The sequence below is a fragment of the Streptomyces sp. NPDC018693 genome (assembly GCF_044391385.1).
Taxonomy (GTDB): Bacteria; Actinomycetota; Actinomycetes; order Streptomycetales; family Streptomycetaceae; genus Streptomyces.
This window is the reverse complement of sequence record NZ_JBIRZZ010000021.1, coordinates 23,245-43,796: the sequence shown is the minus strand read 5'-3', so window position 1 is coordinate 43,796 and position 20,552 is coordinate 23,245. Positions and strand designations below refer to the sequence as shown.

Annotated in this window: 18 protein-coding genes and 1 riboswitch; of the genes, 11 read left to right on the top strand and 7 right to left on the bottom strand. The window is 74.1% G+C overall.

What is annotated here, in order from left to right; genetic code table 11:
* Positions 1–5: 5 nt before the first annotated feature.
* Positions 6–3,380 carry a pyruvate carboxylase gene (locus tag ACH5AC_RS34505; RefSeq protein WP_398866256.1) on the bottom strand — a complete coding sequence of 1,125 codons (3,375 nt, stop codon included), beginning with the start codon at positions 3,378–3,380 and terminating at the stop codon, positions 6–8.
* A gap of 318 nt (positions 3,381–3,698) precedes the next feature.
* Here ACH5AC_RS34505 and ACH5AC_RS34500 point away from each other — a divergent pair, with 318 nt between their 5' ends.
* Positions 3,699–4,175 (top strand): hypothetical protein, encoded by a 477-nt coding sequence (locus ACH5AC_RS34500; protein ID WP_398866255.1) that lies wholly within the window; start codon positions 3,699–3,701, stop codon positions 4,173–4,175.
* Between the two features lie 10 nt (positions 4,176–4,185).
* Here ACH5AC_RS34500 and ACH5AC_RS34495 read toward each other — a convergent pair whose 3' ends face one another.
* On the bottom strand, positions 4,186–4,638 hold the full coding sequence (locus tag ACH5AC_RS34495; protein ID WP_398866254.1) for a flavodoxin family protein: 453 nt from the start codon (positions 4,636–4,638) through the stop codon (positions 4,186–4,188).
* A 131-nt stretch (positions 4,639–4,769) separates the two neighbouring features.
* On the opposite strand from ACH5AC_RS34495, the gene ACH5AC_RS34490 reads away from it, so the two are divergent.
* The 3 genes from ACH5AC_RS34490 (at position 4,770) to ACH5AC_RS34480 (ending at position 9,017) form a co-directional block, all read left to right on the top strand.
* The gene (locus ACH5AC_RS34490) at positions 4,770–6,146 is read left to right on the top strand and encodes a hypothetical protein (protein ID WP_398866253.1); all 1,377 of its coding nucleotides are present in this window, start codon (positions 4,770–4,772) and stop codon (positions 6,144–6,146) included.
* Positions 6,147–6,201: 55 nt separating this feature from the next.
* Positions 6,202–7,419: an AAA family ATPase gene (locus ACH5AC_RS34485; protein WP_398866252.1), complete on the top strand. Its 1,218-nt coding sequence runs from the start codon at positions 6,202–6,204 to the stop codon at positions 7,417–7,419.
* A 323-nt stretch (positions 7,420–7,742) separates the two neighbouring features.
* The gene (locus tag ACH5AC_RS34480) at positions 7,743–9,017 is read left to right on the top strand and encodes a VWA-like domain-containing protein (protein WP_398866251.1); all 1,275 of its coding nucleotides are present in this window, start codon (positions 7,743–7,745) and stop codon (positions 9,015–9,017) included.
* Between the two features lie 7 nt (positions 9,018–9,024).
* Here the strand turns inward: ACH5AC_RS34480 and ACH5AC_RS34475 are convergent, their stop codons facing one another.
* From ACH5AC_RS34475 to ACH5AC_RS34460, 4 genes are all read right to left on the bottom strand, one after another.
* Complete coding sequence (locus tag ACH5AC_RS34475; RefSeq protein WP_398866250.1) at positions 9,025–10,026, bottom strand: ABC transporter substrate-binding protein; 1,002 nt, start codon at positions 10,024–10,026, stop codon at positions 9,025–9,027.
* A gap of 8 nt (positions 10,027–10,034) precedes the next feature.
* A complete protein-coding gene (locus ACH5AC_RS34470) occupies positions 10,035–10,793 on the bottom strand; it encodes an ABC transporter ATP-binding protein (protein ID WP_398866248.1) in 759 nt (252 codons plus the stop codon).
* 203 nt (positions 10,794–10,996) lie between these two features.
* The gene (locus tag ACH5AC_RS34465; protein ID WP_398866247.1) at positions 10,997–12,052 is read right to left on the bottom strand and encodes a FecCD family ABC transporter permease; all 1,056 of its coding nucleotides are present in this window, start codon (positions 12,050–12,052) and stop codon (positions 10,997–10,999) included.
* A 122-nt stretch (positions 12,053–12,174) separates the two neighbouring features.
* Positions 12,175–12,255, bottom strand: a riboswitch (cobalamin riboswitch).
* Positions 12,256–12,360: 105 nt separating this feature from the next.
* Positions 12,361–12,597 (bottom strand): hypothetical protein, encoded by a 237-nt coding sequence (locus ACH5AC_RS34460; protein ID WP_398866246.1) that lies wholly within the window; start codon positions 12,595–12,597, stop codon positions 12,361–12,363.
* A 221-nt stretch (positions 12,598–12,818) separates the two neighbouring features.
* Here ACH5AC_RS34460 and ACH5AC_RS34455 point away from each other — a divergent pair, with 221 nt between their 5' ends.
* The 7 genes from ACH5AC_RS34455 to ACH5AC_RS34425 all read left to right on the top strand — a co-directional run bounded on the left by ACH5AC_RS34455 (position 12,819) and on the right by ACH5AC_RS34425 (position 18,847).
* Positions 12,819–13,277, top strand: coding sequence for a hypothetical protein (locus ACH5AC_RS34455; RefSeq protein WP_398866245.1), 459 nt, complete (start codon positions 12,819–12,821; stop codon positions 13,275–13,277).
* A 290-nt stretch (positions 13,278–13,567) separates the two neighbouring features.
* The gene (locus tag ACH5AC_RS34450) at positions 13,568–15,028 is read left to right on the top strand and encodes an ATP-binding protein (protein ID WP_398866244.1); all 1,461 of its coding nucleotides are present in this window, start codon (positions 13,568–13,570) and stop codon (positions 15,026–15,028) included.
* Positions 15,025–15,447 carry a roadblock/LC7 domain-containing protein gene (locus tag ACH5AC_RS34445; RefSeq protein ID WP_398866243.1) on the top strand — a complete coding sequence of 141 codons (423 nt, stop codon included), beginning with the start codon at positions 15,025–15,027 and terminating at the stop codon, positions 15,445–15,447. Before ACH5AC_RS34450 ends, ACH5AC_RS34445 begins: the two co-directional genes overlap by 4 nt.
* Positions 15,444–15,806, top strand: coding sequence for a DUF742 domain-containing protein (locus ACH5AC_RS34440; protein WP_398866242.1), 363 nt, complete (start codon positions 15,444–15,446; stop codon positions 15,804–15,806). Before ACH5AC_RS34445 ends, ACH5AC_RS34440 begins: the two co-directional genes overlap by 4 nt.
* Complete coding sequence (locus ACH5AC_RS34435) at positions 15,778–16,398, top strand: GTP-binding protein (protein ID WP_398866241.1); 621 nt, start codon at positions 15,778–15,780, stop codon at positions 16,396–16,398. The genes ACH5AC_RS34440 and ACH5AC_RS34435 overlap by 29 nt, the downstream gene beginning before the upstream one ends.
* Positions 16,395–17,615: a cytochrome P450 gene (locus tag ACH5AC_RS34430; RefSeq protein WP_398866240.1), complete on the top strand. Its 1,221-nt coding sequence runs from the start codon at positions 16,395–16,397 to the stop codon at positions 17,613–17,615. The genes ACH5AC_RS34435 and ACH5AC_RS34430 overlap by 4 nt, the downstream gene beginning before the upstream one ends.
* Positions 17,612–18,847, top strand: a complete 1,236-nt coding sequence (locus tag ACH5AC_RS34425; RefSeq protein WP_398866239.1) for a cytochrome P450 — start codon at positions 17,612–17,614, stop codon at positions 18,845–18,847. Before ACH5AC_RS34430 ends, ACH5AC_RS34425 begins: the two co-directional genes overlap by 4 nt.
* Positions 18,848–19,010: 163 nt before the next feature.
* Here the strand turns inward: ACH5AC_RS34425 and ACH5AC_RS34420 are convergent, their stop codons facing one another.
* Entirely contained in the window at positions 19,011–20,519 is a 1,509-nt protein-coding gene (locus tag ACH5AC_RS34420; protein ID WP_398866238.1) for a helix-turn-helix domain-containing protein, read from the bottom strand.
* Between the last annotated feature and the right edge of the window lie 33 nt (positions 20,520–20,552).

The following is a 20,552-nucleotide window of genomic DNA, read 5'->3' as shown; positions in this document are numbered from 1 at the left end:
GCCGGTCAGGCCAGCTCGACGAGCAGGTCGCCGCCCTCCACCTGCTGGATGCGCTGGATGGCCAGCCGGGACACCCGCCCGGCCTTGGGGGCGGTGATGGCGGCCTCCATCTTCATGGCCTCGATGGTGGCGACGGTGGCCCCGGCGTCCACCTCGTCGCCCTCGGCGACCGCGAGGGTGACCACCCCGGCGAAGGGCGCCGCCACATGCCCGGGGTTGGTGCGGTCGGCCTTCTCGGTCACGGGGACGTCGGAGGCGGCGGCCCGGTCGCGGACCTGGATGGGCCGCAGCTGGCCGTTGAGGGTGGACATCACGGTACGCATACCGCGGGCGTCGGCCTCGCCGACGGCCTGCAGCTCGATCAGCAGGCGCACGCCGGGCTCCAGGTCCACGGCGTACTCCTTGGCGGGCCGCAGGCCGTAGAAGAAGTCCTTGCTGTCCAGGACGCTGGTGTCGCCGTAGGTGTGGCGGTGGGTGTCGAAGTCTCGGGTCGGGCCGGGGAAGAGCAGCCGGTTGAGGGTGGCCCGGCGGTCCTTGTCGAGACCCTCGCGGTCCTCGGCGGTGAGGTCCGGTACGTGCCGGGTCTCGGGGCGACCGCGCAGCGCCCGGGTGCGGAACGGCTCGGGCCAGCCGCCGGGCGGGGTGCCGAGCTCGCCGCGCAGGAAGCCGATGACGGAGTCGGGGATGTCGAAGCGTTCCGGGGTCGCCTCGAAGTCCTCCGGCGCCACGTCGGCACCCACCAGGTGCAGGGCGAGGTCGCCGACGACCTTGGAGGACGGGGTGACCTTCACCAGGCGGCCGAGGATGCGGTCGGCGGCGGCGTACATCGCCTCGATCTCCTCGAAGCGGTCTCCGAGGCCGAGCGCGACGGCCTGGGTGCGCAGGTTGGAGAGCTGGCCGCCGGGGATCTCGTGGTGGTAGACGCGGCCGGTCGGGGAGGCCAGGCCCGCCTCGAAGGGCGCGTAGATCCTGCGGACGCTCTCCCAGTACGGCTCCAGGTCGCCGACGGCCTGCAGGTCGAGGCCGGTGGGCCGGTCGGAGTGGTCGGTGGCGGCGACGATCGCCGACAGGGAGGGCTGTGAGGTGGTCCCGGCCATGGCGGCGACCGCGCCGTCCACGGCGTCCGCGCCGGCCTGGATCGCGGCGAGGTAGGTGGCGAGCTGGCCGCCCGCGGTGTCGTGGGTGTGCAGATGGACCGGCAGGTCGAACTCGTGGCGCAGCGCGGACACGAGCTTCGCGGCGGCGGGGGCGCGCAGCAGCCCGGCCATGTCCTTGACGGCGAGGACATGGGCGCCGGCCTCGACGATCCGCTCGGCGAGCCGCAGGTAGTAGTCGAGGGTGTAGAGCCGCTCGTTCGGGTCGGACAGGTCGGAGGTGTAGCACAGGGCGACCTCGGCGACGGCGGTGCCGGTGGCCCGCACGGCGTCGATGGCGGGGCGCATCTGGTCGACGTCGTTGAGCGCGTCGAAGATGCGGAAGATGTCGATGCCGGTGGCCGCGGCCTCCTGCACGAAGGCGTCGGTGACCTCGGTCGGGTAGGGCGTGTAGCCGACGGTGTTGCGGCCGCGCAGCAGCATCTGGAGGCAGATGTTGGGCACGGCCTCGCGCAGGGCGGCCAGCCGCTCCCAGGGGTCCTCGGCGAGGAAGCGCAGCGCGACGTCGTAGGTGGCGCCGCCCCAGCATTCCAGGGACAGCAGCTCGGGCAGGGTGCGGGCGACGGCCGGGGCCACGGCGAGGAGGTCCTTGGTGCGCACCCGGGTGGCGAGCAGCGACTGGTGGGCGTCGCGGAACGTGGTGTCGGTGACGCCGATCGTGGGTGACTCCCGCAGCCAGCGGGCGAAACCCTCAGGGCCGAGGGTGACGAGCCGCTGCCGGGAGCCGGCGGGCGGCTCGCCGTCGGGCAGCGCGGGCAGCTTGGAGACCGGGTCGATCAGGTCGGGCCGCTCGCCGTGCGGACGGTTCACGGTGACGTCGGCGAGATAGGTGAGCAGCTTGGTGCCGCGGTCGGCGGAGGAGCGGGCGGTGAGCAGGTGCGGGCGCTCCTCGATGAACGAGGTGGTGACGCGTCCGGCCCGGAAGTCGGGGTCGTCCAGCACGGCCTGGAGGAACGGGATGTTGGTGGCGACGCCCCGGATGCGGAACTCGGCGACCGCGCGCCGGGCGCGGCCGATCGCGGAGGCGAAGTCACGCCCCCGGCAGGTGAGTTTCACCAGCATCGAGTCGAAGTGCGCGCTGATCTCCGTACCCGCGTGGGTGGTCCCGCCGTCGAGGCGGATGCCGGAGCCGCCCGGGGAGCGGTAGGCGCTGATGCGGCCGGTGTCCGGGCGGAAGCCGTTGGCGGGGTCCTCGGTGGTGATGCGGCACTGCAGGGCCGCGCCACGCAGGGTGATCGTTTCCTGGGACAGGCCGAGGTCGGCGAGGGTCTCCCCGGCGGCGATGCGCAGCTGGGACTGGACCAGGTCGACGTCGGTGACCTCTTCGGTGACCGTGTGCTCGACCTGGATGCGCGGGTTCATCTCGATGAAGACGTGGTTGCCGTCGCGGTCGAGGAGGAACTCGACGGTGCCGGCGTTGCGGTAGCCGATCTCGCGGGCGAAGCGCACGGCGTCGGCGCAGATCCGGTCCCGCAGTTCCGGGTCCAGGTTGGGCGCGGGGGCGAGCTCGATCACCTTCTGGTGGCGGCGCTGGACCGAGCAGTCACGCTCGAACAGGTGGATGACATCGCCCTGGCCGTCGGCGAGGATCTGCACCTCGATGTGGCGGGGGTCGACGACCGCCTTCTCCAGGAAGACGGTGGGGTCGCCGAACGCGGAGGCCGCCTCGCGGGACGCCGCCTCGATGGCCTCACGCAGGTGTGCCGGGTCCTCGACACGGCGCATACCGCGCCCGCCGCCGCCGGCGACCGCCTTGACGAACACCGGGAAGCCGATGCCGTCGGCGGCGCGGACCAGTTCGTCGAGGTCGGTGGAGGGGGCGGTGGAGCCGAGCACCGGTACGCCGGCCGCCCGGGCGGCGGCCACCGCGCGGGCCTTGTTGCCGGTGAGTTCGAGGGTCTCGGCGCTCGGTCCGACGAAGGTGATGCCCGCCTCCTCGCAGGCGCGGGCCAGTTCGGGGTTCTCGGACAGGAACCCGTACCCGGGGTAGACGGCGTCCGCGCCCGCGCGGCGCGCCGCGCCGACGATCTGCTCGACGGAGAGGTAGGCGCGCACCGGATGGCCCGGCTCGCCGATCTCATGGGCCTCGTCGGCCTTCAACCGGTGCAGCGAGTTGCGGTCCTCGTGCGGGAAGACGGCGACGGTGCGTGCGCCGAGTTCGTAGCCCGCGCGGAACGCCCGGATCGCGATCTCGCCTCGGTTGGCGACCAGCACCTTGCGGAACATGCGGATCCCTTCAGCCTGCCGGTGACGGGACCATGGTGTCGGTGCCGGGCCCGAATGGCCATGTGAGCCAGGCCACTGCGGGGCGGCCCCGTGGTGTTCCGGCTCCGGCCGGCGGGCGGTCAGCGGTCGCTTTCGTCGTGGTGGCGCGCCGGAAGGCGGCGTCCCCGGCGGCGGCGCGCGTCACGGGCGCGGCAGGGCCTTCTCACGGCCTTGCTCCGTCCGAGTGGTCGCCGTCGCCCGGGCGTCGTAGCGTCGGCTGTGAAGCGCCGTCGGCCGGTAGCCGGCGGCGGGTGCCGGATCGGGCGGCCGGGAGCGGACATGCGCAGACACACCACGACATCGGCGGTCACGCTCTGTGCCGCCCTCGGGCTCCTCGCGTCCCTCGGCGCGGCCACGGCCTCCCCCGCCGTCCCACCGTCGACGGCCGCCGCGGCGGGCGTCACCGCGCGGTCCACGGAGGAACCCGTGCTCGTGGACTGCTTCTGGCACCGTCAGGTGCGTCCCGTCGAGTTCATCCTGGCCTGCGGCGACGGCAACAGCCGGCTGGCCTCGCTGAAGTGGAAGCAGTGGGACGGGAAGGCGGCGGTGGCCACGGGCGTGAACTGGCTCAACGACTGCGATCCGTACTGCGCGGCCGGCACCTTCCACGCCTACCCGGTGGTGGTCCGGCTGGACCGGCCGCAGGCATGGAAGAAGCACCCGGACGAACAGCGCTTCGGGCGGATCAGCCTCACCTACACCGACGAGCGGCCGGAGCGGCTCGCGCGGACGGTGACCTACCCGCTGTGGGACTGACCGGCGCCGCTCACTCCATCAGGCCGGCGGCCAGCGTCGCGCCCAGCTCCCAGCACGCCTCCACATCGCTCCTGGCGGGTGCCCCGGTGACCGTCACCGGCTCGGCCGCGCGGCGCCAGCCCAGCCCCGTCGTGATCGCCTCGATGCCGCGCACCGCGCCCGTGACGTCGTTGCCGCCGTGCACGCAGTAGCCGAAGGGCCGGCCGCGGGTGGTGTCCAGGCAGGGGTAGTACACCTGGTCGAAGAAGTGCTTGAGCGCCCCGGACATGTAGCCCAGGTTGGCCGGGGTGGCCAGGAGGTATCCGTCGGCGTCCAGGACGTCGGAGGCGGTGGCGGCGAGGGCCGCGCGGCGCACCACGCGGACGCCCTCGATCTCCGGTGCGGACGCACCGGAGACCATCGCCTCGAACAGCGTCTGGCAGTTGGGCGAGGGCGTGTGATGGACGATCAGCAAAGTGGCCACGGCACCGAACCCTAGAGGCACCCGGACGGGAAAGGCACCTGACAGATCGAACCGCGCGTGGTTATGCTCGCCGCGATGACTACTCCTTCTCTCCGCAGATTGGGGGAACCGTCCACGCAAGGTGAGTGCTGATGACCACTCACTTCGCGGACGAGGATTCCCGCCTTTCCTTCTGGCGGCGCGTGCGTGCGTACGCCGTGCCGCCCTCCATGATCGAGACCGCGACCGCCCGCCGCCGTGCCGGCGACTGGGCGGGGGCCTGTGCCGCCGCGGGTGTCGATGTCGACCTGGACCTCCGAGCTCTGGCCCGCACACACGGCCGGGAGCTCACCGCGCGCGTACGGGAGGACCTGCGCCACCTGGCGCCCGACCTGCTGCGCTGGCACCTGCCGAGAATCGCCCCGGACGGGCTGCTGCGACCGGGTCTGACCGTCCCGCTGGCCCGGTACGACGCCGCCGGGCCGGACGGGCGGAGCCCGGTGCACCTGGTGGTGCGCACCCCGCCCGCCTGGGCGGACGCCGGTCAGCGCGTCGGTCTGGCGCTGTGGGACGGGTCCCGGCCCGACGCCGGAGCCGGCCGCCATCCGCACCCCCGGCCCAGTCGGCGGTTCCGGCTCGACCTGCACCGCCATCTGTGGGACGTACGGCACAGCGCCGAGCTGCGGGTGCGGTGCGGCGCCGACCGTCCCTGGGACGACGGGGTGCCCGACGCGCAGGGCTGTGCCGTGGACCGCTGGGCGGCCGAGGCGGGGCTCCTGCTGCACGCCGAGGGGCGGTCCGACGGGGCCGTCGCGGTGCGTCTGGGCGCCCGGCAGCGGCTGGTGCTGGACCTGGTCGCGGACAGCGACGGCGGCGCGCCGCCCGGGCCGCGCATCGCGGCGGTGTCCCCGGCGGGCCGCCGCGCCGGCCTGCCGGTCCTGCCGGACGCGGCCACCTGGGTGCTGCCCGACCTGGAGCTGCTGCGCGCCGGGGCGATCGGGGCCGACGGGCTGCACCCGCTGGTCGCCTCGGCGCTGGTGCCGGGCCATGTGCCGGTCGGTCCCGCACCGGTCGCGGAGCCGGCCGGGCAGCCGCGTCTCGTGGACTGCCGCGGCGCCCGGCACCGCATCGGCCTGGTCGACGGGGTGCTGGTGCCACTGGACCACGACCCCGACGAGATCCGGCGTGAGGAGCTGCTGGCCGCGCTGACCGGCACTCCCCTGCCCTGCCTCCAGGCGATCGACCGGGCGCACCGCCGCCCGGACTGCCTCACCGGCGTCCGTGAACGCCTGGTCCACGGCGACATCGCCGGCGCGCTGGCCGTCGTCGAGGACCTGCTGGGCCCCGGCGCCGCGCTGCGCGACGGACCGCTGCGGGACGCCCTGGAGGAGGCCGCGCGACGCCGGATCGCCTACGGACTGTTCCGGGCCGGCCTGACCGATCCCGCGCCTCGCCGGAGCGGATCTCCGGGGCGGCGCCGCCGCACGGGCGCACGCCGGGAGCGGACGCGCCACGCGACCTTCAGCTGACGATCAGTCAGCCCTTTCCCTTCTTCTTCCGTCACGAACCCCAAGGTGATCTCCCATGCCCTTTTCTCAACTCGCCGTAGCCGACGAGCTGTTGACCCTGCTGCGTACGACCGTCACCGAGCCGCGCCCCGACATGCAGCTGGAGGCGCTCACCCTGGCCGTCGCCGCTGATCTGCCCGTCCTGCTGTGGGGTGAGCCCGGGATCGGCAAGACCGCCGCCCTGACCCAGCTGGCGGCCTCCCTGGACCTGCCGCTGACCACGGTGATCGCAAGTGTGCACGAGCCGTCCGACTTCTCCGGCCTGCCCGTCGTGGGGGACGATCCCGCCACCCAGGGCGTGCCGATGGCCCCGCCGGACTGGGCCGTACGTCTGGTGCGGGCCGGGCGCGGTCTGCTGTTCCTGGACGAGTTGTCCACCGCGCCGCCCGCGGTGCAGGCCGCGCTGCTGCGCCTGGTGCTGGAGCGGCGCGTCGGTGCCCTGCAACTGCCGCCCGGGGTGCGGATCGTGGCCGCCGCCAACCCGCGCTCGTCGGCCGCCGACGGCTGGGAGCTGAGCCCGCCACTGGCCAACCGGTTCGTGCATCTGCAGTGGACCCATGACCATGAGGTCGTCGTACGGGGCCTCGGTGGGACGTGGCCCCGGGCCACCCTGCCCCGGCTCGACCCGGAGCGGCTGCCCTCGGCCGTGGACTTCGCGCGCCGCGCGGTGTGCGGATTGCTCGCCGCCCGTCCGACGCTGGTGCACCGCCTGCCGGACAGCGAGACCCGCCGGGGCGGTGCCTGGCCGTCTCCCCGGAGCTGGGAGATGACCGTGCGGCTGATCGCCTTCGCGACCGCGGCCGGCGCGTCGCGGGACGTCCTCTCCCTGCTGGTCAGGGGCACGGTGGGGGACGGACCCGGGCTGGAGCTGCTGGCGGGCGTGGACCGTATGGACCTCCCGGACCCCGAGCTGCTGCTCGCCGATCCGGCGGGTGCGGTCCTGCCGGAGCGGGGCGATCTGCGCCAGGCCGTCCTCGACGGCGTGGTGGAGGCCGTCCGCGCCCGCCCGGACAGGGCCCGCTGGGACGCGGCCTGGGCGCTGATGGTGCGGACGCTGGAGGAAGGCGCCCCGGACGTGGTGGTGGTCCCCGCGACCACCCTGGCCTCGCTGCGGCAGCAGGACTGGGACGTGCCGGCCGCGATCGAGCGACTGGCCGGCGTGGTCTCCCTGTCCCGGCGCGCGGACAAGGCGGCGGCCCGGACGGCGGCGGTCGCGGCGAAGGCGGTCCGATGACCAGGGGCACGCCGGGGACACCGGGCACGACCTGGGCGTCGGCCCTGGACAGGGGACCGAGCGCACCGGCCCGCGCGGGACTACCAAGGACACCGCACCACGGCGGAACCACAAGGCCCGCGGACGGCAACGGACCACCGACCCCACCAGACCACGGCAGAACCCCAGGGTCGGCAGGCGGCGACCGCCAGTCAGCCGCAGCAGGCCCCGGCAGAACCCCAAGGCCGGCGGACCGCGACGGACCGCCCACCCCACCAGACCACGGCAGAACCCCAGAGCCGGCGGGCGGCGACCGCCGGTCAGCCGCAGCGGGCCCCGGCAGAGTGCACGGCTCGCCGGATCACGCCAGGTCGCCCAGGTCACTGGACCGCGACAAGCTCTTCGCCGCCCGGCTGCACGCGGCCCGGGTCCGGCCCTACCTGGCGACGGCACTGTTCGCGCTGCACGTCGTGGAGTCGCCGCGGGTGCCGACGATGGCCGTCGACCGGCACTGGCGGTGCTATGTCTCGCCTGCGTTCGTGGACGCGACCCCGGAGGAGGAGCTGGCCGGGGTGTGGGTGCACGAGGTGTCGCATCTGCTGCGCGACCACCACGGGCGCGGTGACCGGGTCGCGCGGGAGCGCGGGCTGACCGGGCCGGGGGAACGGCTGCGGATGAACATCGCGGCGGACCTGGAGATCAACGACGACGTGTACGGCGAGGGTCTGCTCCGCCCGGAGGGCGCCGTCGAACCGGCCTCGTTGCAGCTGCCCGAGGGGCAGCTCATGGAGGACTATCTGCGCCAGTTCCAGCTCGGCCCGCACCTGCGGCACCTTGCGTGGCTGGACTGCGGCAGCGGCGCCGACGGGCTGGAGCGGGAGTGGGATCTGGGGCCGGGCGGCGCCCATGGGCTCAGTGCGCAGGAGCAGGACGCGGTGCGGTTCCGGGTGGCGCAGGGCATCGCCGCCCGGCCGGGCAGGGCCCCACGCAGATGGCGGCGCTGGGCGGAGGAGGTGTTCCATCCGCCGCAGCCCTGGCGGGAGCTGCTCGGCGCGGCGGTGCGCTCGGCGGCCTCCGGCCCGGGCGCGGGCGAGGACTACGTCTACGGCCGCCCGGCGCGGCGTTCGGCCGCACTGCCCGGCGTCGTACTGCCGAGCCTGCGGCGCAGGCCGCCGAAGGTCTTCGTCATCATCGACACGTCGGGCTCGGTCAGCGACGCCGAACTGGGCAGCGCGCTGCTGGAGGTGGCCGCGATCTCCCAGGCCGTGGGCGGCCGCCGCGACCTGGTCACCGTACTGTCGTGCGACGCGGCGGCCGGACTGGTGCACCCGCTGTGCCACGGCGAGGGCATCCCGCTGCTGGGCGGCGGCGGGACGGATCTGCGCGCGGGTTTCGCCACGGCGCTGCGGGCGCAGCCGCGCCCGGACGTCGTCGTGGCCCTCACGGACGGACAGACGCCCTGGCCCACCGCCCGCCCGCCGTGGCGGACGGTGGTGGGTCTGTTCCCCCGGCCGCGCACGGGCCGGCCGTACGACGAGCGGGACCCGGACTACGTGCCGGACGCGCCGCCGGACTGGGCGCGGGTGGTCACCATCGGCTCGTCGCCCGGAGGCCGGTGATGCCCGCTCAGGGCTGTGTCACCGTCCGCAGGTAGGCGCCGAGGCGTTCGATCGCCGACGGGTTGCGGGGGCTCTCGACGAGGTCGACGTAGTCGAGGACGAAGATCCGCTTGTTCCTGACGGCGGAGACGTCCCGCAGCGGCGCGTAGGAGAGCAGGAACTCCTTCTTGCGCTCGGCGCTGACATCGCCGTAGTCGCAGATCACGATGACCTCCGGGTCGCGCTGGACGACGCTCTCCCAGCCGACGGTCGTCCAGGAGTCCTCGACGTCGTGCATGACGTTGACTCCGCCCGCCTCGCTGATGATCTGCTCGGGGGCGGCGTAGCGGCCGGAGGTGAAGGGCTGGTCCTGGCCGCTGTCGTAGAGGAAGACCGTGGGGCGGGCGTCGCCCCGCGGGGCCTGCGCGCGCACGTCGGCGATCCGCCGCTTGAAGTCGGCGACGAGCGTGGCCGCGCGCTCCTCGACGCCGAAGAGTCTGCCGAGGTTGGTGAGGTCGGCGTAGAGGGCGTCCAGGGGCGGCATGATGCCGCGCGCGGTCTTCGTACGGCCGTTGCGGCAGGACTCGGTGAGGATGTACGAGGGGATGCCGAGCTTCCTCAGGGCGTCGGGGGTGAAGCCGGCGTCCTCTCGGAAGCCGTAGTTCCAGCCGGCGAAGACGAGGTCGGCGCGGGCGTCGAGGACGTCCTCCTTGGTGAGCTGGTCCTTGGACAGCCACTTCACCTTGTCGTAGCCGTCCTTCCAGGGCACGCCGGTGAGGTCGCCCTTGTCGTCGGGCATGGCGAACCCGGCCATGCGGTCCTCCAGGCCGAGGGCGAACATCAGCTCCGTGATGCCCACGTCGTTGGTGACCACGCGGCGCGGGACGGGGTCGTACGTCACCTCCTGGCCGCAGTTGGTGAGGGTGACCGCCGCGCCCTTGGCGTCCTCGGCGGTCTCGACCGTGGCGCCACAGCCGGTCGCGGTGGCGGCGAGGGTCAGACAGAGGGCGGCGGCCGACAGCTTGCGCATGGGGTTCCTTACGGGAGCAGGTCGAAGAGGAGCTGGACGGCACCGGTCTCGGGGTGCCGTACGGGGTGGGCGCGGACGCCGAACACCCCGGCGAGCAGCGTGGGTCGGAGGACGTCGTGCGGTGGCCCGGAGGCGACGATCCGCCCGCCCGCGAGGACGTACAGCCGGTCGCAGTGCGCGGCGGCGAGGTTGAGGTCGTGCAGGGCGGCCAGCGCGGTCAGGCCGCTGGCCCGGACCAGGGACAGCACGTCCAGCTGGTGGGCGATGTCGAGGTGGTTGGTGGGTTCGTCGAGGACCAGCACCCGGGGCTGCTGGGCGAGCGCCCGGGCGATGAGGACGCGCTGCTTCTCTCCGCCGGACAGGGCGAGGAAGCCGCGGTCGGCGAGGTGGGTGACGCCGGTGCGGGCCATGGCGTCCGCGCAGACCGACCGGTCGCCGGCGGCCGTGCGGTCCCGGTGGGGCAGGCGGCCCATCGCGACGACCTCGGCGACGGTGAAGTCGAACTCCGCCGACGACTCCTGCGGCAGCGCCGCCAGCACCCGGGCGGCGGCCCGGGGCGGCAGGGCGTGCACGTCGTCGCCGTCGAGCCGGACGGCTCCCGCGGCCGGGCGCAGCGCCCGGTACACGCAGCGCAGCAGCGTCGACTTGCCGCTGCCGTTCGGTCCGACCAGCCCGACGAAGGTGCCGCTGTCCACGGCCAGCCGGATGTCCTCGACCAGCCGGGCCGCGCCCGCCTCGACGGTCACACCGTCCACGTCCAGTCGCATGGACGTTCCCCCTTCTCGGCCCCCGCCGACATTTCGTCCGCCCGCATGACCGCTCGCCGAATCACCGTCCGCCGCGTCACCGGCTGCCGGATCGCCGCGAGCAGCGCCAGCAGGACCACCGTCGGCAGCGCCACCATCCGCCCGCATCGCCGTCGGCGGGGTCACCGTCCGCGTCACCACCAGCCTCGTCACCACCACCCTCGTCACCGCCCGCCGAACGCATGGCCGCCGCGTCGCATCAGCAGCAGGAAGGCGGGCACGCCGACCACCGCGGTGATCACCCCGACCGGTAGTTCGGCGGGGGCGAGCAGCAGGCGGGAGAGTACGTCCGCCCAGATCAGCAGGGCGGCTCCGGCGAGCGGTGCCACGGCCAGCACGCGGCGGTGGTCGGCGCCGACCAGCATCCGTGCGAGATGCGGCACCATCAGACCGACGAACCCGACGGCCCCGCTGACGGCGACCACGGTCCCGGTCACGGCGGCGGTGACCAGGAACAGCTCCCGGCGCAGCAGCCGGGGCTGCACGCCGAGCGCCGCCGCCGTCTCGTCGCCCATCGCGAGGGCGTTCAGCGCCTCGGCCCGCCGGCGCAGCCACGCCCAGCCGGCGACCACCGTGACGGCGGCGAGCGGCACCTGGGTCCAGGTCGCGCCGCCGAGGCTGCCGAGCAGCCACATCATCGCCGAGCGAGCCGCCTCGCCGCGGGCCGCGCCGAACACCATGACGGTGGTGAGGGCCTCGAAGCCGTACGCCAGTGCCGTGCCGGTGAGGATCAGCCGCAGCGGGGTCAGGCCGTGCGGCGAGCGGGCCACGGCGTACACCAGCGTCATCGCGGCGAGCGCGGAGACGAACGCCGAGGCGGACAGCGCCCACACGCCGAGCCCGGCGAAGGCGCCCAGCAGGATCACGGCGTTGGCGCCCACGGCCGCGCCGGAGGAGATGCCCAGCACGAACGGGTCGGCGAGGGCGTTGCGCACCATCGCCTGGACCGCCACGCCGACCGTCGCGAGGCCCGCGCCGACGGCGGCGCCGAGCACCACGCGCGGCAGCCGGATCTCCCAGACGATGGTGTACGCGGCGGCGTCGGCGGCGTGCACCGTGCCGCCGGTCGCCCCGGCCCACAGGAACCGCAGGACGTCCGGCCGGCCGATCCCGGCGGCGCCGAGACCCACCCCGGCCACGGCCGACGCGCACAGCAGGACCGCCAGGGCGCCGACGAGGTGCGGCAGGGAGGTCCGGCCGGTGGTCGGGGGTCGGCGCACGGGGGCGGTCCTTCGCCTCGGGCCGCCTGCGGAGAAGCAGGGAGGCAGCCCGTACGGCGCTCCGGCCGCGCGGTCCCCCTCTCGCAGTCCACGGCGAGCAGTCAACGGGTCGCGCCACCCACGGGCGATCGGGCTCGCGCGGGACCACCGGGTCGCCGCGCACACCGTTGCGGGTCAGCGCCGGACTCTCACCGGACTTCCCCCACGGGAGGCGAGCCGGAGCCTAACAAACGGGGACGCCGGGTCCGCGCGCAGGTGGGCCCGGGCACCGTGCTCGTCGCGCGGCGCCCGGGCCCTGGGGCAGGAGGTCAGTCGCCGCTCAGGCGGGAGCGCAGGAGATCCTTGCCCAGTTCGGCGCCCTTGCGGCTGTCCGCCTGCGCCTTGCGGAACAGGTCCGCCACCTCGGTGTCCTTGTCGCGCTCGGCGTCCTGGATGTACGTCTCCAGGCGCAACGCGTTGTCCAGGCACGCCTCGACGTACCAGATCAGGTCGTAGTTCTTGTCCCGGGTACCGGTCACACCGCCGGTCTCCGTGCCGGTGGCCATACGGCTCTCCTCCCTGCGTTCGCTTCACGTGCAGCGCCCGACGGGTACCCCTCATCGGCCCGGCCGAACAGGGACGCGGAGATCGAACGAAACACGGTGAAACGCCAGGTCACGCCACCCCTTCCGTCAGATAGAAAGATCTACCAGCATGCATGTGCCGAGTCGGCGTCACGGACCGCGCCGCACGGAGCGCGGCCTCATGGACTCACACGGAGCCGGACATGAGCGATGCGATGTGGACACGCGGCGTGGAGTGGCTCGCCGCCGCCGCGACGGACCCGCGTGCCTGCAAGCGGGACTGGGACCAGGGCGAGGGGATCGCCCTGCTGGCGGCGGGCCGGTTCTGGGACGTACTGAGCGTGCCCGACAGGCTCGGACTGCTCACCCTGGATCTGCTGTGGCAGCCCGCGCTGCCCCTGCCCGGGCCGACGCTGGTCGACACCGTCGCGCACCGGGTGGGCTTCTTCCTGCCGCCCGACCCCGGCAGCCGGTGGATCGGGGCGGGTGTGCGGCACGCGGGCCGGGGGTCCTGGGTCGCCGTACCGCCGCCGTACCGGCCGACGCGGAGCCTGGAGTGGCTGATCCCGCCGGACGGGAGCGGCACGCTGCACGCGCCGACGAGACTGGAACGGGCCCTGCGCCAGGCCAACGGCACCCTGGCGGTGCTGACGCCACCGTGAGGACAGCCCTCGATCGGAGCCCGCGATCCGTGTGATGATCGTACGGCGATCATAGGGCGATCACCCCGTGACGAGCGAGTGTTTCGGCCAAGCACCGAGCACTTCCGGGCAGGCCAACTCACCCGGCCCGCACGGCAATTCGGTCAGTCGACGCAGAAGTGAACAGAAGGCGGGCGCATTCCGAGCGAAGTATCGCTCGACCGTGCGAGACCGATCGATGACGGTGTGTACTGTGCTCCGCAGCGCCCGGCACGCGGGACCCCCGGACGACCCCCCATGGAACCGTATCGATGATCGAATTACCGGACCTCGCCGTCGGCGGCCTCGCCGCCGGCACCCTGTCCGCGCTCGCTCTCGGCGGCGGGCTGCTGCGACTGCGGCGCCAACAGGCCCGGCAGCGCGCGGAGATCGCCGCGTTGCGCACCCAACTCGACGGCTCCTTGAAGGCGTTCACGGCCGAGGTCGAGCACCTGGCGGCCCGCCGGGTGCCCGCCGCCGCGCGCCAGGTGGCCCATCCGCACCTCGAAGTGCCGGGCACGCTCCAGCCGTTGACCGAGGGCACCCCCTTCGGTATCGCGCTCGACAACGTGCTTCGGGCGCTGCGCGCCGAGGTGGTCGCGCAGCGCACCCGTGTGGACGCCGCCGCGCAGGCCGGGATGCGAGGCGCCACCCGGGAGATCCAGGCGGCCCTGTACCGGCTGCAGGACGCCCTGCGTCAACTGCAACAGCGCTACGACGATCCCGAGTTGGCGCAGACCCTGTTCCGGCTCGACCACGAGAACGAGCAGTCGCTGCGACGGGCACAGGTCGCCGCCGTGGTGTGCGGGGCGTGGGTGGGCCTGGCGCGCGAGGAGTCCCACGTGGTGGACGCGGTGACGGGCGGTCAGGCCCGGCTCGCGGGCTACCACCGGGTCAAGGTCCACCATCACCTGGAGCCGGGCACGGCTCTTGTGTCGCACGCGGTGGAGCCCGTCGCCATCATCGTCGCCGAACTGCTCGACAACGCGCTGCGGCACTCGGCGCCCGACACCGACGTGGTGGTGAGCCTGGAGCACGTCCACCACGGTGTGTGCGTGACCGTCGACGACGTCGGGCTCGGCATGACGGAGGACGAGCGGGAGCGGGCGCAGCGGCTGGTGGCCGGCGACGACCCGATCCTGCTGACCGACCTCGGTGATCCGCCGCGTATGGGGCTCGCCGCGATCGGGCGGCTGACGCGCCAGTTCGACCTGCGGGTCGATGTGTCGTCGGCCTCGCCCTACGGCGGGGTGCGGGCGGTGCTGCGCATCGACAGCCACCTGCTCAGCCGTATCGACCCGGTGGAACGCCCCCCGGCGGCCAGCGCCCCGCGCACCACCCGCGCCCCCGAACCGGCCCACGCGTACGGCCCCGACGGCTCCCCGTACGAGGTGACCGAGCACCGTCCGCCCCCCGACGCCGACGGACTGCCCCAGCGGCGCCGCCGTCCTCGCGGCGGGCCCGCGCAGTCCCCCGACGTCCCACGGCCGCGCTCCCCGAGACGCCCCGCCCGCCGCCCCGAGGAGTCCGCGGCCGCCCTCGGCGCCCTCCAGTCGGGCACGGCGGCGGCCCGCGCCATGGCGACGGAGGCCGGCAGCGCCCACCCAAAGGGTGGCGGGGCCGCTGGGCGCGAACAGACGACGGCCGGCCCTGCGGTCTCCGACACGGCTGCCGACCACACGCACAGCCACGAGCACGTACAGAACGACTACGAAGGAGGCGCGGCCCGATGACCAGCCGCAACGCAGGCGACACCGCATGGGTGCTGGAGCCGATCCTGCAGGTGCCGCACGTCGTGGCCGCCGTCATGCTCACCCGGGACGGCCTGGTGACGGGCTACACCGACGCGCTGTCGCAGCCGTCGGCCGAGCGGGTGGCCGCGATCACCAGCACCGTGCAGGGTGCGTGCCGGACGGCGGCGGCCGCGTTCGCCGACGCCGAGCGGGCCGAGGTGCGGCAGGTCGTCATCGAGTCCGACCACGGTTATGTCCTGATCGTGCCGACCGACCACGGCACCTGTGTGGCCGCCTACGGGGACGGCGAGGTACGTCTGGACCTGCTGGCGCACCGGGTGCACTCGCAGGTGGCGCGGCTGGGTGAGAAGGCCATGGTGGCCGTGCCCCGAGGAGCCGACGACAACGCGCCGGCATGACCGGCCGCCCGGCCGGACGTCCCCTGGTTCCCGCGTATCTGTCGACCGGCGGTGTGGCCCGCCCCAGCCGGCCGCAGCTGGAGCGGCTGTCCGTGCTGGTCCGTGGCGAGGCGCCGGTGCCCGCCGGGCTGACCGCCGCCGAGCTGGCGCTGCTGGACGTCCTGGAAGGCGGTGCGCTGGCGCTGGTGGAGGCGGCGGCCCTGCTGCGGCTGCCGGTCTCCGCGGTGCGCGTGCTCGCGGCCGACCTGGCCGACCGGGACCTGGTGCTCGCCCGCGCGCCGATCCCGCCCGCCGAACGCTTCGAACCCGACCTGCTGAAGAGAGTGGCCGATGGCCTCCGCGCCCTCAAGCACCAGTGACTCGCCCGCCGCCGGCATCCATCTGCCCGACACCGCCCGCGACCTGGTGAAGATCCTGGTCGCCGGGCCGTTCGGGGTGGGCAAGACGACCCTGATCGACTCGGTGTCGGAGATCCGGCCCCTGCACACCGAGGAGCGGCTGACCGAGGCGTCCGCGCGGGTGGACGATCTGGCCGGGATCCGCGACAAGTCCACGACGACCGTCGCCATCGACTTCGGCCGGATCAGCCTGCCCGGCGGGGTCGTGCTGTACCTGTTCGGGACGCCGGGCCAGGAGCGGTTCCGGTCGTTGTGGGACGACGTCTCCTACGGGGCGCTCGGCGCGCTCGTCCTGGTCGACAGCCGTCGTATCGACGCGTCGTTCGACGTGCTGGGGCTGGTGGAGGACAGCGGGCTGCCGTACGCGGTCGCCTTCAACGCCTTCCCGGACGCGCCCCGCCACTACGGCGAGGACCAGCTGCGGCGCGCCCTGGACCTGGAGGCGGGCACGCCGATGGTGACGTGCGACGCGCGCGACACCGGCTCGTCGATCGACGCGCTGCTCGCCCTGGTCGACCATCTGATCGACCGCGACCCGGCGGAGGCCCGGTGACCACCTATCCCCCGGACCAGCACGACTTCTCGCGTTCCGCGCCGGTGCGGCTGTGGGAGGAGGCGTTCGCGGCGGACCCGGATCGCTACTACGCGGCGCTGCGCGCGCAGGGCCCGATCGGCTGGGCGGAGCTGGCGCCCGGTGTCCCGGCGTACGTCGTCACCGAGCGGCGGGCCGCGCTGGAGGTGCTGCGGGACCCGGAGACGTTCTCGCACGACCCGCGTGCCTGGGAGGCGACCGTGCCGGTGGACGCGCCGGTGCTCGGCATGATGCGGTGGCGGCCCAACGCCCTGTTCGCCGACGGCGCCGCGCATGTGCGCTACCGCCGCACGCTGCTGGACGTGTTCGACCTGGTCGAGCCGCACGACCTGCGCACGCGGGTGCACCGGGCGGTGCGGCTGCTGGTGGGCCGGATCGGGCCGAAGGGCGAGGCGGATCTGGTCGGGGAGTTCGCGCGGCCGCTGATGGCGCTGGTGTTCAACGACCTGTTCGGGCTGCCGGACAGTCAGGGCGACCGGCTCAACGAGGGCCTGTTGCGCATGATGGAGGGCGGCGCGCAGGCCGCCGAGGGCGAGGCCGAGTACGCCCGCTATGTGCTGGAGCTGATCGCCGCCAAGGCCGAGCAGCGCGGCGACGACCTGCCGAGCCGGCTGCTGGACCATCCGGCGGGGCTGACCCCGGAGGAAGTCACCTGGCAGGTGTTCCTCACGCTCGGCGCCGGCTACGAGCCGACCGCGAACCTGCTGTCCAACACCCTGTCGAGGGTCCTGGGCAACCCGGCCTACTACTCCACCCTCACCAGCGGCGCCCGGCCCGTGACGGACGCGGTGGTGGAGGTGCTGCACCACGAGACGCCGCTGACGAACTACGGCATCTACTACGCGCGCAGGCCGGTGGCCTTCCACGGGGTGTGGCTGCGGGACGCGATCCCGGTGGTGGTGTCGTTCGGCGCGCTCGCCCACGGACCCGGGCGGCACCCCAACGACGCCTCGCACCTGTCGTGGGGCGCCGGTCCGCACGCCTGCCCGGCCAGGCAGCACACCCTGCTCATCGTGACGGAGGCGATCGAGCGGCTCACCCAGTGGCTGCCCGACCTCGAACCCGCCCTGCCGCGCGAACGGCTCGGCTGGCGGCCCGGTCCGTTCCACCGGTCGCTGACCGCGCTGCCCGTCCGTTTCACCGCCCGCACCCCCGACCAGCCAGGAGTCCCTTCGTGACCATGACCGACCGCATCGCCCTCGATCCCTTCGGCGCCGACATCGCCGCCGAGAGCGCCCGGCTGCGCGCGCTCGGCCCGATCGTGCCGGTGGAGCTGCCGGGCGGTATCCCGGCCTGGGCGCCCACCGCGTACGACACCCTGAAGGCGCTGATCCTGGACCCGCAGGTCAGCAAGGACCCGCGCACACACTGGCGGCTCTGGCCGGAGATCGGCGAACACCCGTCCTGGGCCTGGATCCTGGGCTGGGTCGGCGTGGTCAACATGCTCTCCACGTACGGCGCCGACCACACCCGGCTGCGCAAGCTGGTCGCGCCCAGCTTCACCCAGCGGCGCACCGAGGCGCTGCGGTCACGGGTGGAGGCGATCACCACGGAGCTGCTGGACGCGCTGGAGGCGGGCGACGGCACCGGTGGGGACACCGCCGATGTGAAGGCCGCGCTCGCCCATCCGCTGCCGATGCGGATCATCTGCGAACTCTTCGGTGTGCCGGAGGAGTTGCGGGAGCCGACCGGCCGGCTCATCGCGGCCATCATGGACACCTCCGACCCGACCCCGGAGCACGCGGCGTTCGTGCAGGAGCAGATCGGCGCGGTGCTGGGCGGGCTCATCGCCCACAAGGTCGAGCACCCCGGCGACGACATGACCACCGAGCTGATCCGGGTACGCGACGAGGACGGCGACCGGCTCAGTGACGAGGAACTGCTCTACACCCTGCTGCTGGTCATCGGCGCGGGGTTCGAGACGACCGTGAACCTGATCGGCAACGCCGTGGTGGCGCTGCTGCGCCGCCCCGAGCAGCTCGCGGCGGTGCGGCGTGGGGAGATCTCCTGGGACGCGGTGGTGGACGAGACGCTGCGGGTGCATCCGTCGATCGCCTCGCTGCCGCTGCGGTTCGCCGTCTGTGACCTGACGGTGGCCGGGGTGACGATCCCGGCCGGGGACGCGATCATCACGACGTACGCGGCGGCCGGTCTGGACCCGGCGCACTACGGGGCGGACGCGGACGTCTTCGACGCGACGCGCGGCGCGGACGACCATCTGGCGTTCGGGATCGGGGTGCACCGCTGCATCGGGGCACCGCTGGCCCGGATGGAGGCGCTGACCGCGCTGCCCGCGTTCTTCGAGCGGTTCCCGAAGGTGCGACTGGCCGACGAGGCGAAGGAGCTGACGCAGGTGCCGTCGTTCATCGCCTTCGGCTGGCAGGAGATCCCGGTGCGGCTGCGCGGCTGACCGGTTGACATCGCGCGGCCGGCCCGCTGACGTTGCGGGCCTGACCTGCGGCGGGGACGCGACCGGTCCCCCGTTCCGGTCGCGTCCCCCCGGCTCTCGAAACATATGTGTACGGCGACGGTGTTGTGAATCGCGCCGGTGCCCACTCGTGGCGCCGTGGGACTCACTCGTGCACAGATGCGCCTGGAAGACCCCATTCCGCCGGGAGCGGGGCGGGTCCGTCCAGGTCGCGGGTGGCCAGATGGGCGAGGACGACCTCGTACAGGTCGCTGCCGGCGGCGAGGAGCTGGCGTTCCAGGACGGGCTCGGCGCTGCGGACGTGCTCGCGCACGGTCTGGGCGTGGACGCCGAGCAGCTGGGCGGCGCGTTCGGCGTTGGCGCCGGCGGCGAGCCAGGCGCGCAGGGTGCGGCGCAGATCGCGGGCATCGGTGTCGAGGCGGGCGAGCAGGGCGTGCGCCCAGCTGCGCAGCGCGCGGCCGGCCAGCAGGTCGGCGAGGCGGGCCGGGGCGGCGTCGGAGTCCGCGGGCAGGTCGTCGGCGCGGGTGGCATGGGTGTTGAGGGCCAGGTGGACGGTGGCGCGGACGGTGAGGTCGGAGAAGTCGGTGCGCAGCAGTGACTCGACGCGTTCCATGCGGGCGCGGACGGTGTTGCGGCTGACGCCGAGCACCTTGGCCGCGCTGACCGCGGTGAACTCCAGGCCGAGTCGGGTGGTGGCGAGGAGTTCGGCGCGGGTGTGGTGCGGGAGGGTGTCGAGCGGGCTGAGCAGCCGGGTCGTCCAGGCGTGCAGGGCATCGGGGTCCATCAGCCGTTCGGGGCGGGTGCGTTCGGCGTAGACGGCCGCCTTGTCGGTGCGGTGGCGGGCCACGGCGAGTGCGCTCACGGCCTGTCCGTAGGCGGTGGCGGTGCGGGCGAGGCTGAGCGGGACGCTACCGCCGAGGAAGGTGCCGGGGTGCCGGTCCAGCAGCGGGCGCAGCCGCCCGGCCACGGTGTCGTCGGGCGCGACGACGATGACATGGCCGTCCATCGCGGGGCAGCGCACGACCAGCGCCTGGTCGTCGGTGGCCGTCAGGCACTCCTGAGCGAGCCGGTCGCGGTCCTCGGGGCGGCTCTCGACGACGTAGACGCAGGCGGTGTCGGTGTCGAGGAGGCCGGGCCAGCAGCCGGCGGCCACCCGGCGGGCCGCGACGGTGTCCTCCACCATGAGCAACTGCAGGATGGCCAGGCGCAGGTCGGCGGTGGCCCGCTCCAGGCGCCGGCCGGTGGCGGTGGTCTCCCGGGCGCGCAGCAGCAGGGCGAGGACGGCGGCGGTGCGGGTGACGATGTCGGAGGCGCGCCGGTCGAAGGGAGCGGTGCGGGACACGGCGAGGACGCAGGCCGGGCCGGGCTGCCGGTGGTCGATCCTGATCAGGCGGAGGTGCCGGCCGTCCGCCGCCCAGGCGGCGGAGGCGAGGCGGCCGCCGGCGACGTCCGCGACAAGACCCGGCTCCCCGGGGAGGTCCGGCCCCGCGAGGACGGTGCCGGTGTCGTCGCGCAGGGAGACCGTCGCGTCGACGGTGGCCGCGAGCCAGCCGACGACACGGCCGAAGTCGCCGTCGGCCGGGTGGAGGTGGTCGAGGAGTTCCTCCGCCCAGGTGGCGTCCGTGGGGCGGGGTGTTTCGTCCCGGCCGGCCATGTGGGTTTCTCTCCTCGTCACTGGTGCCGAACC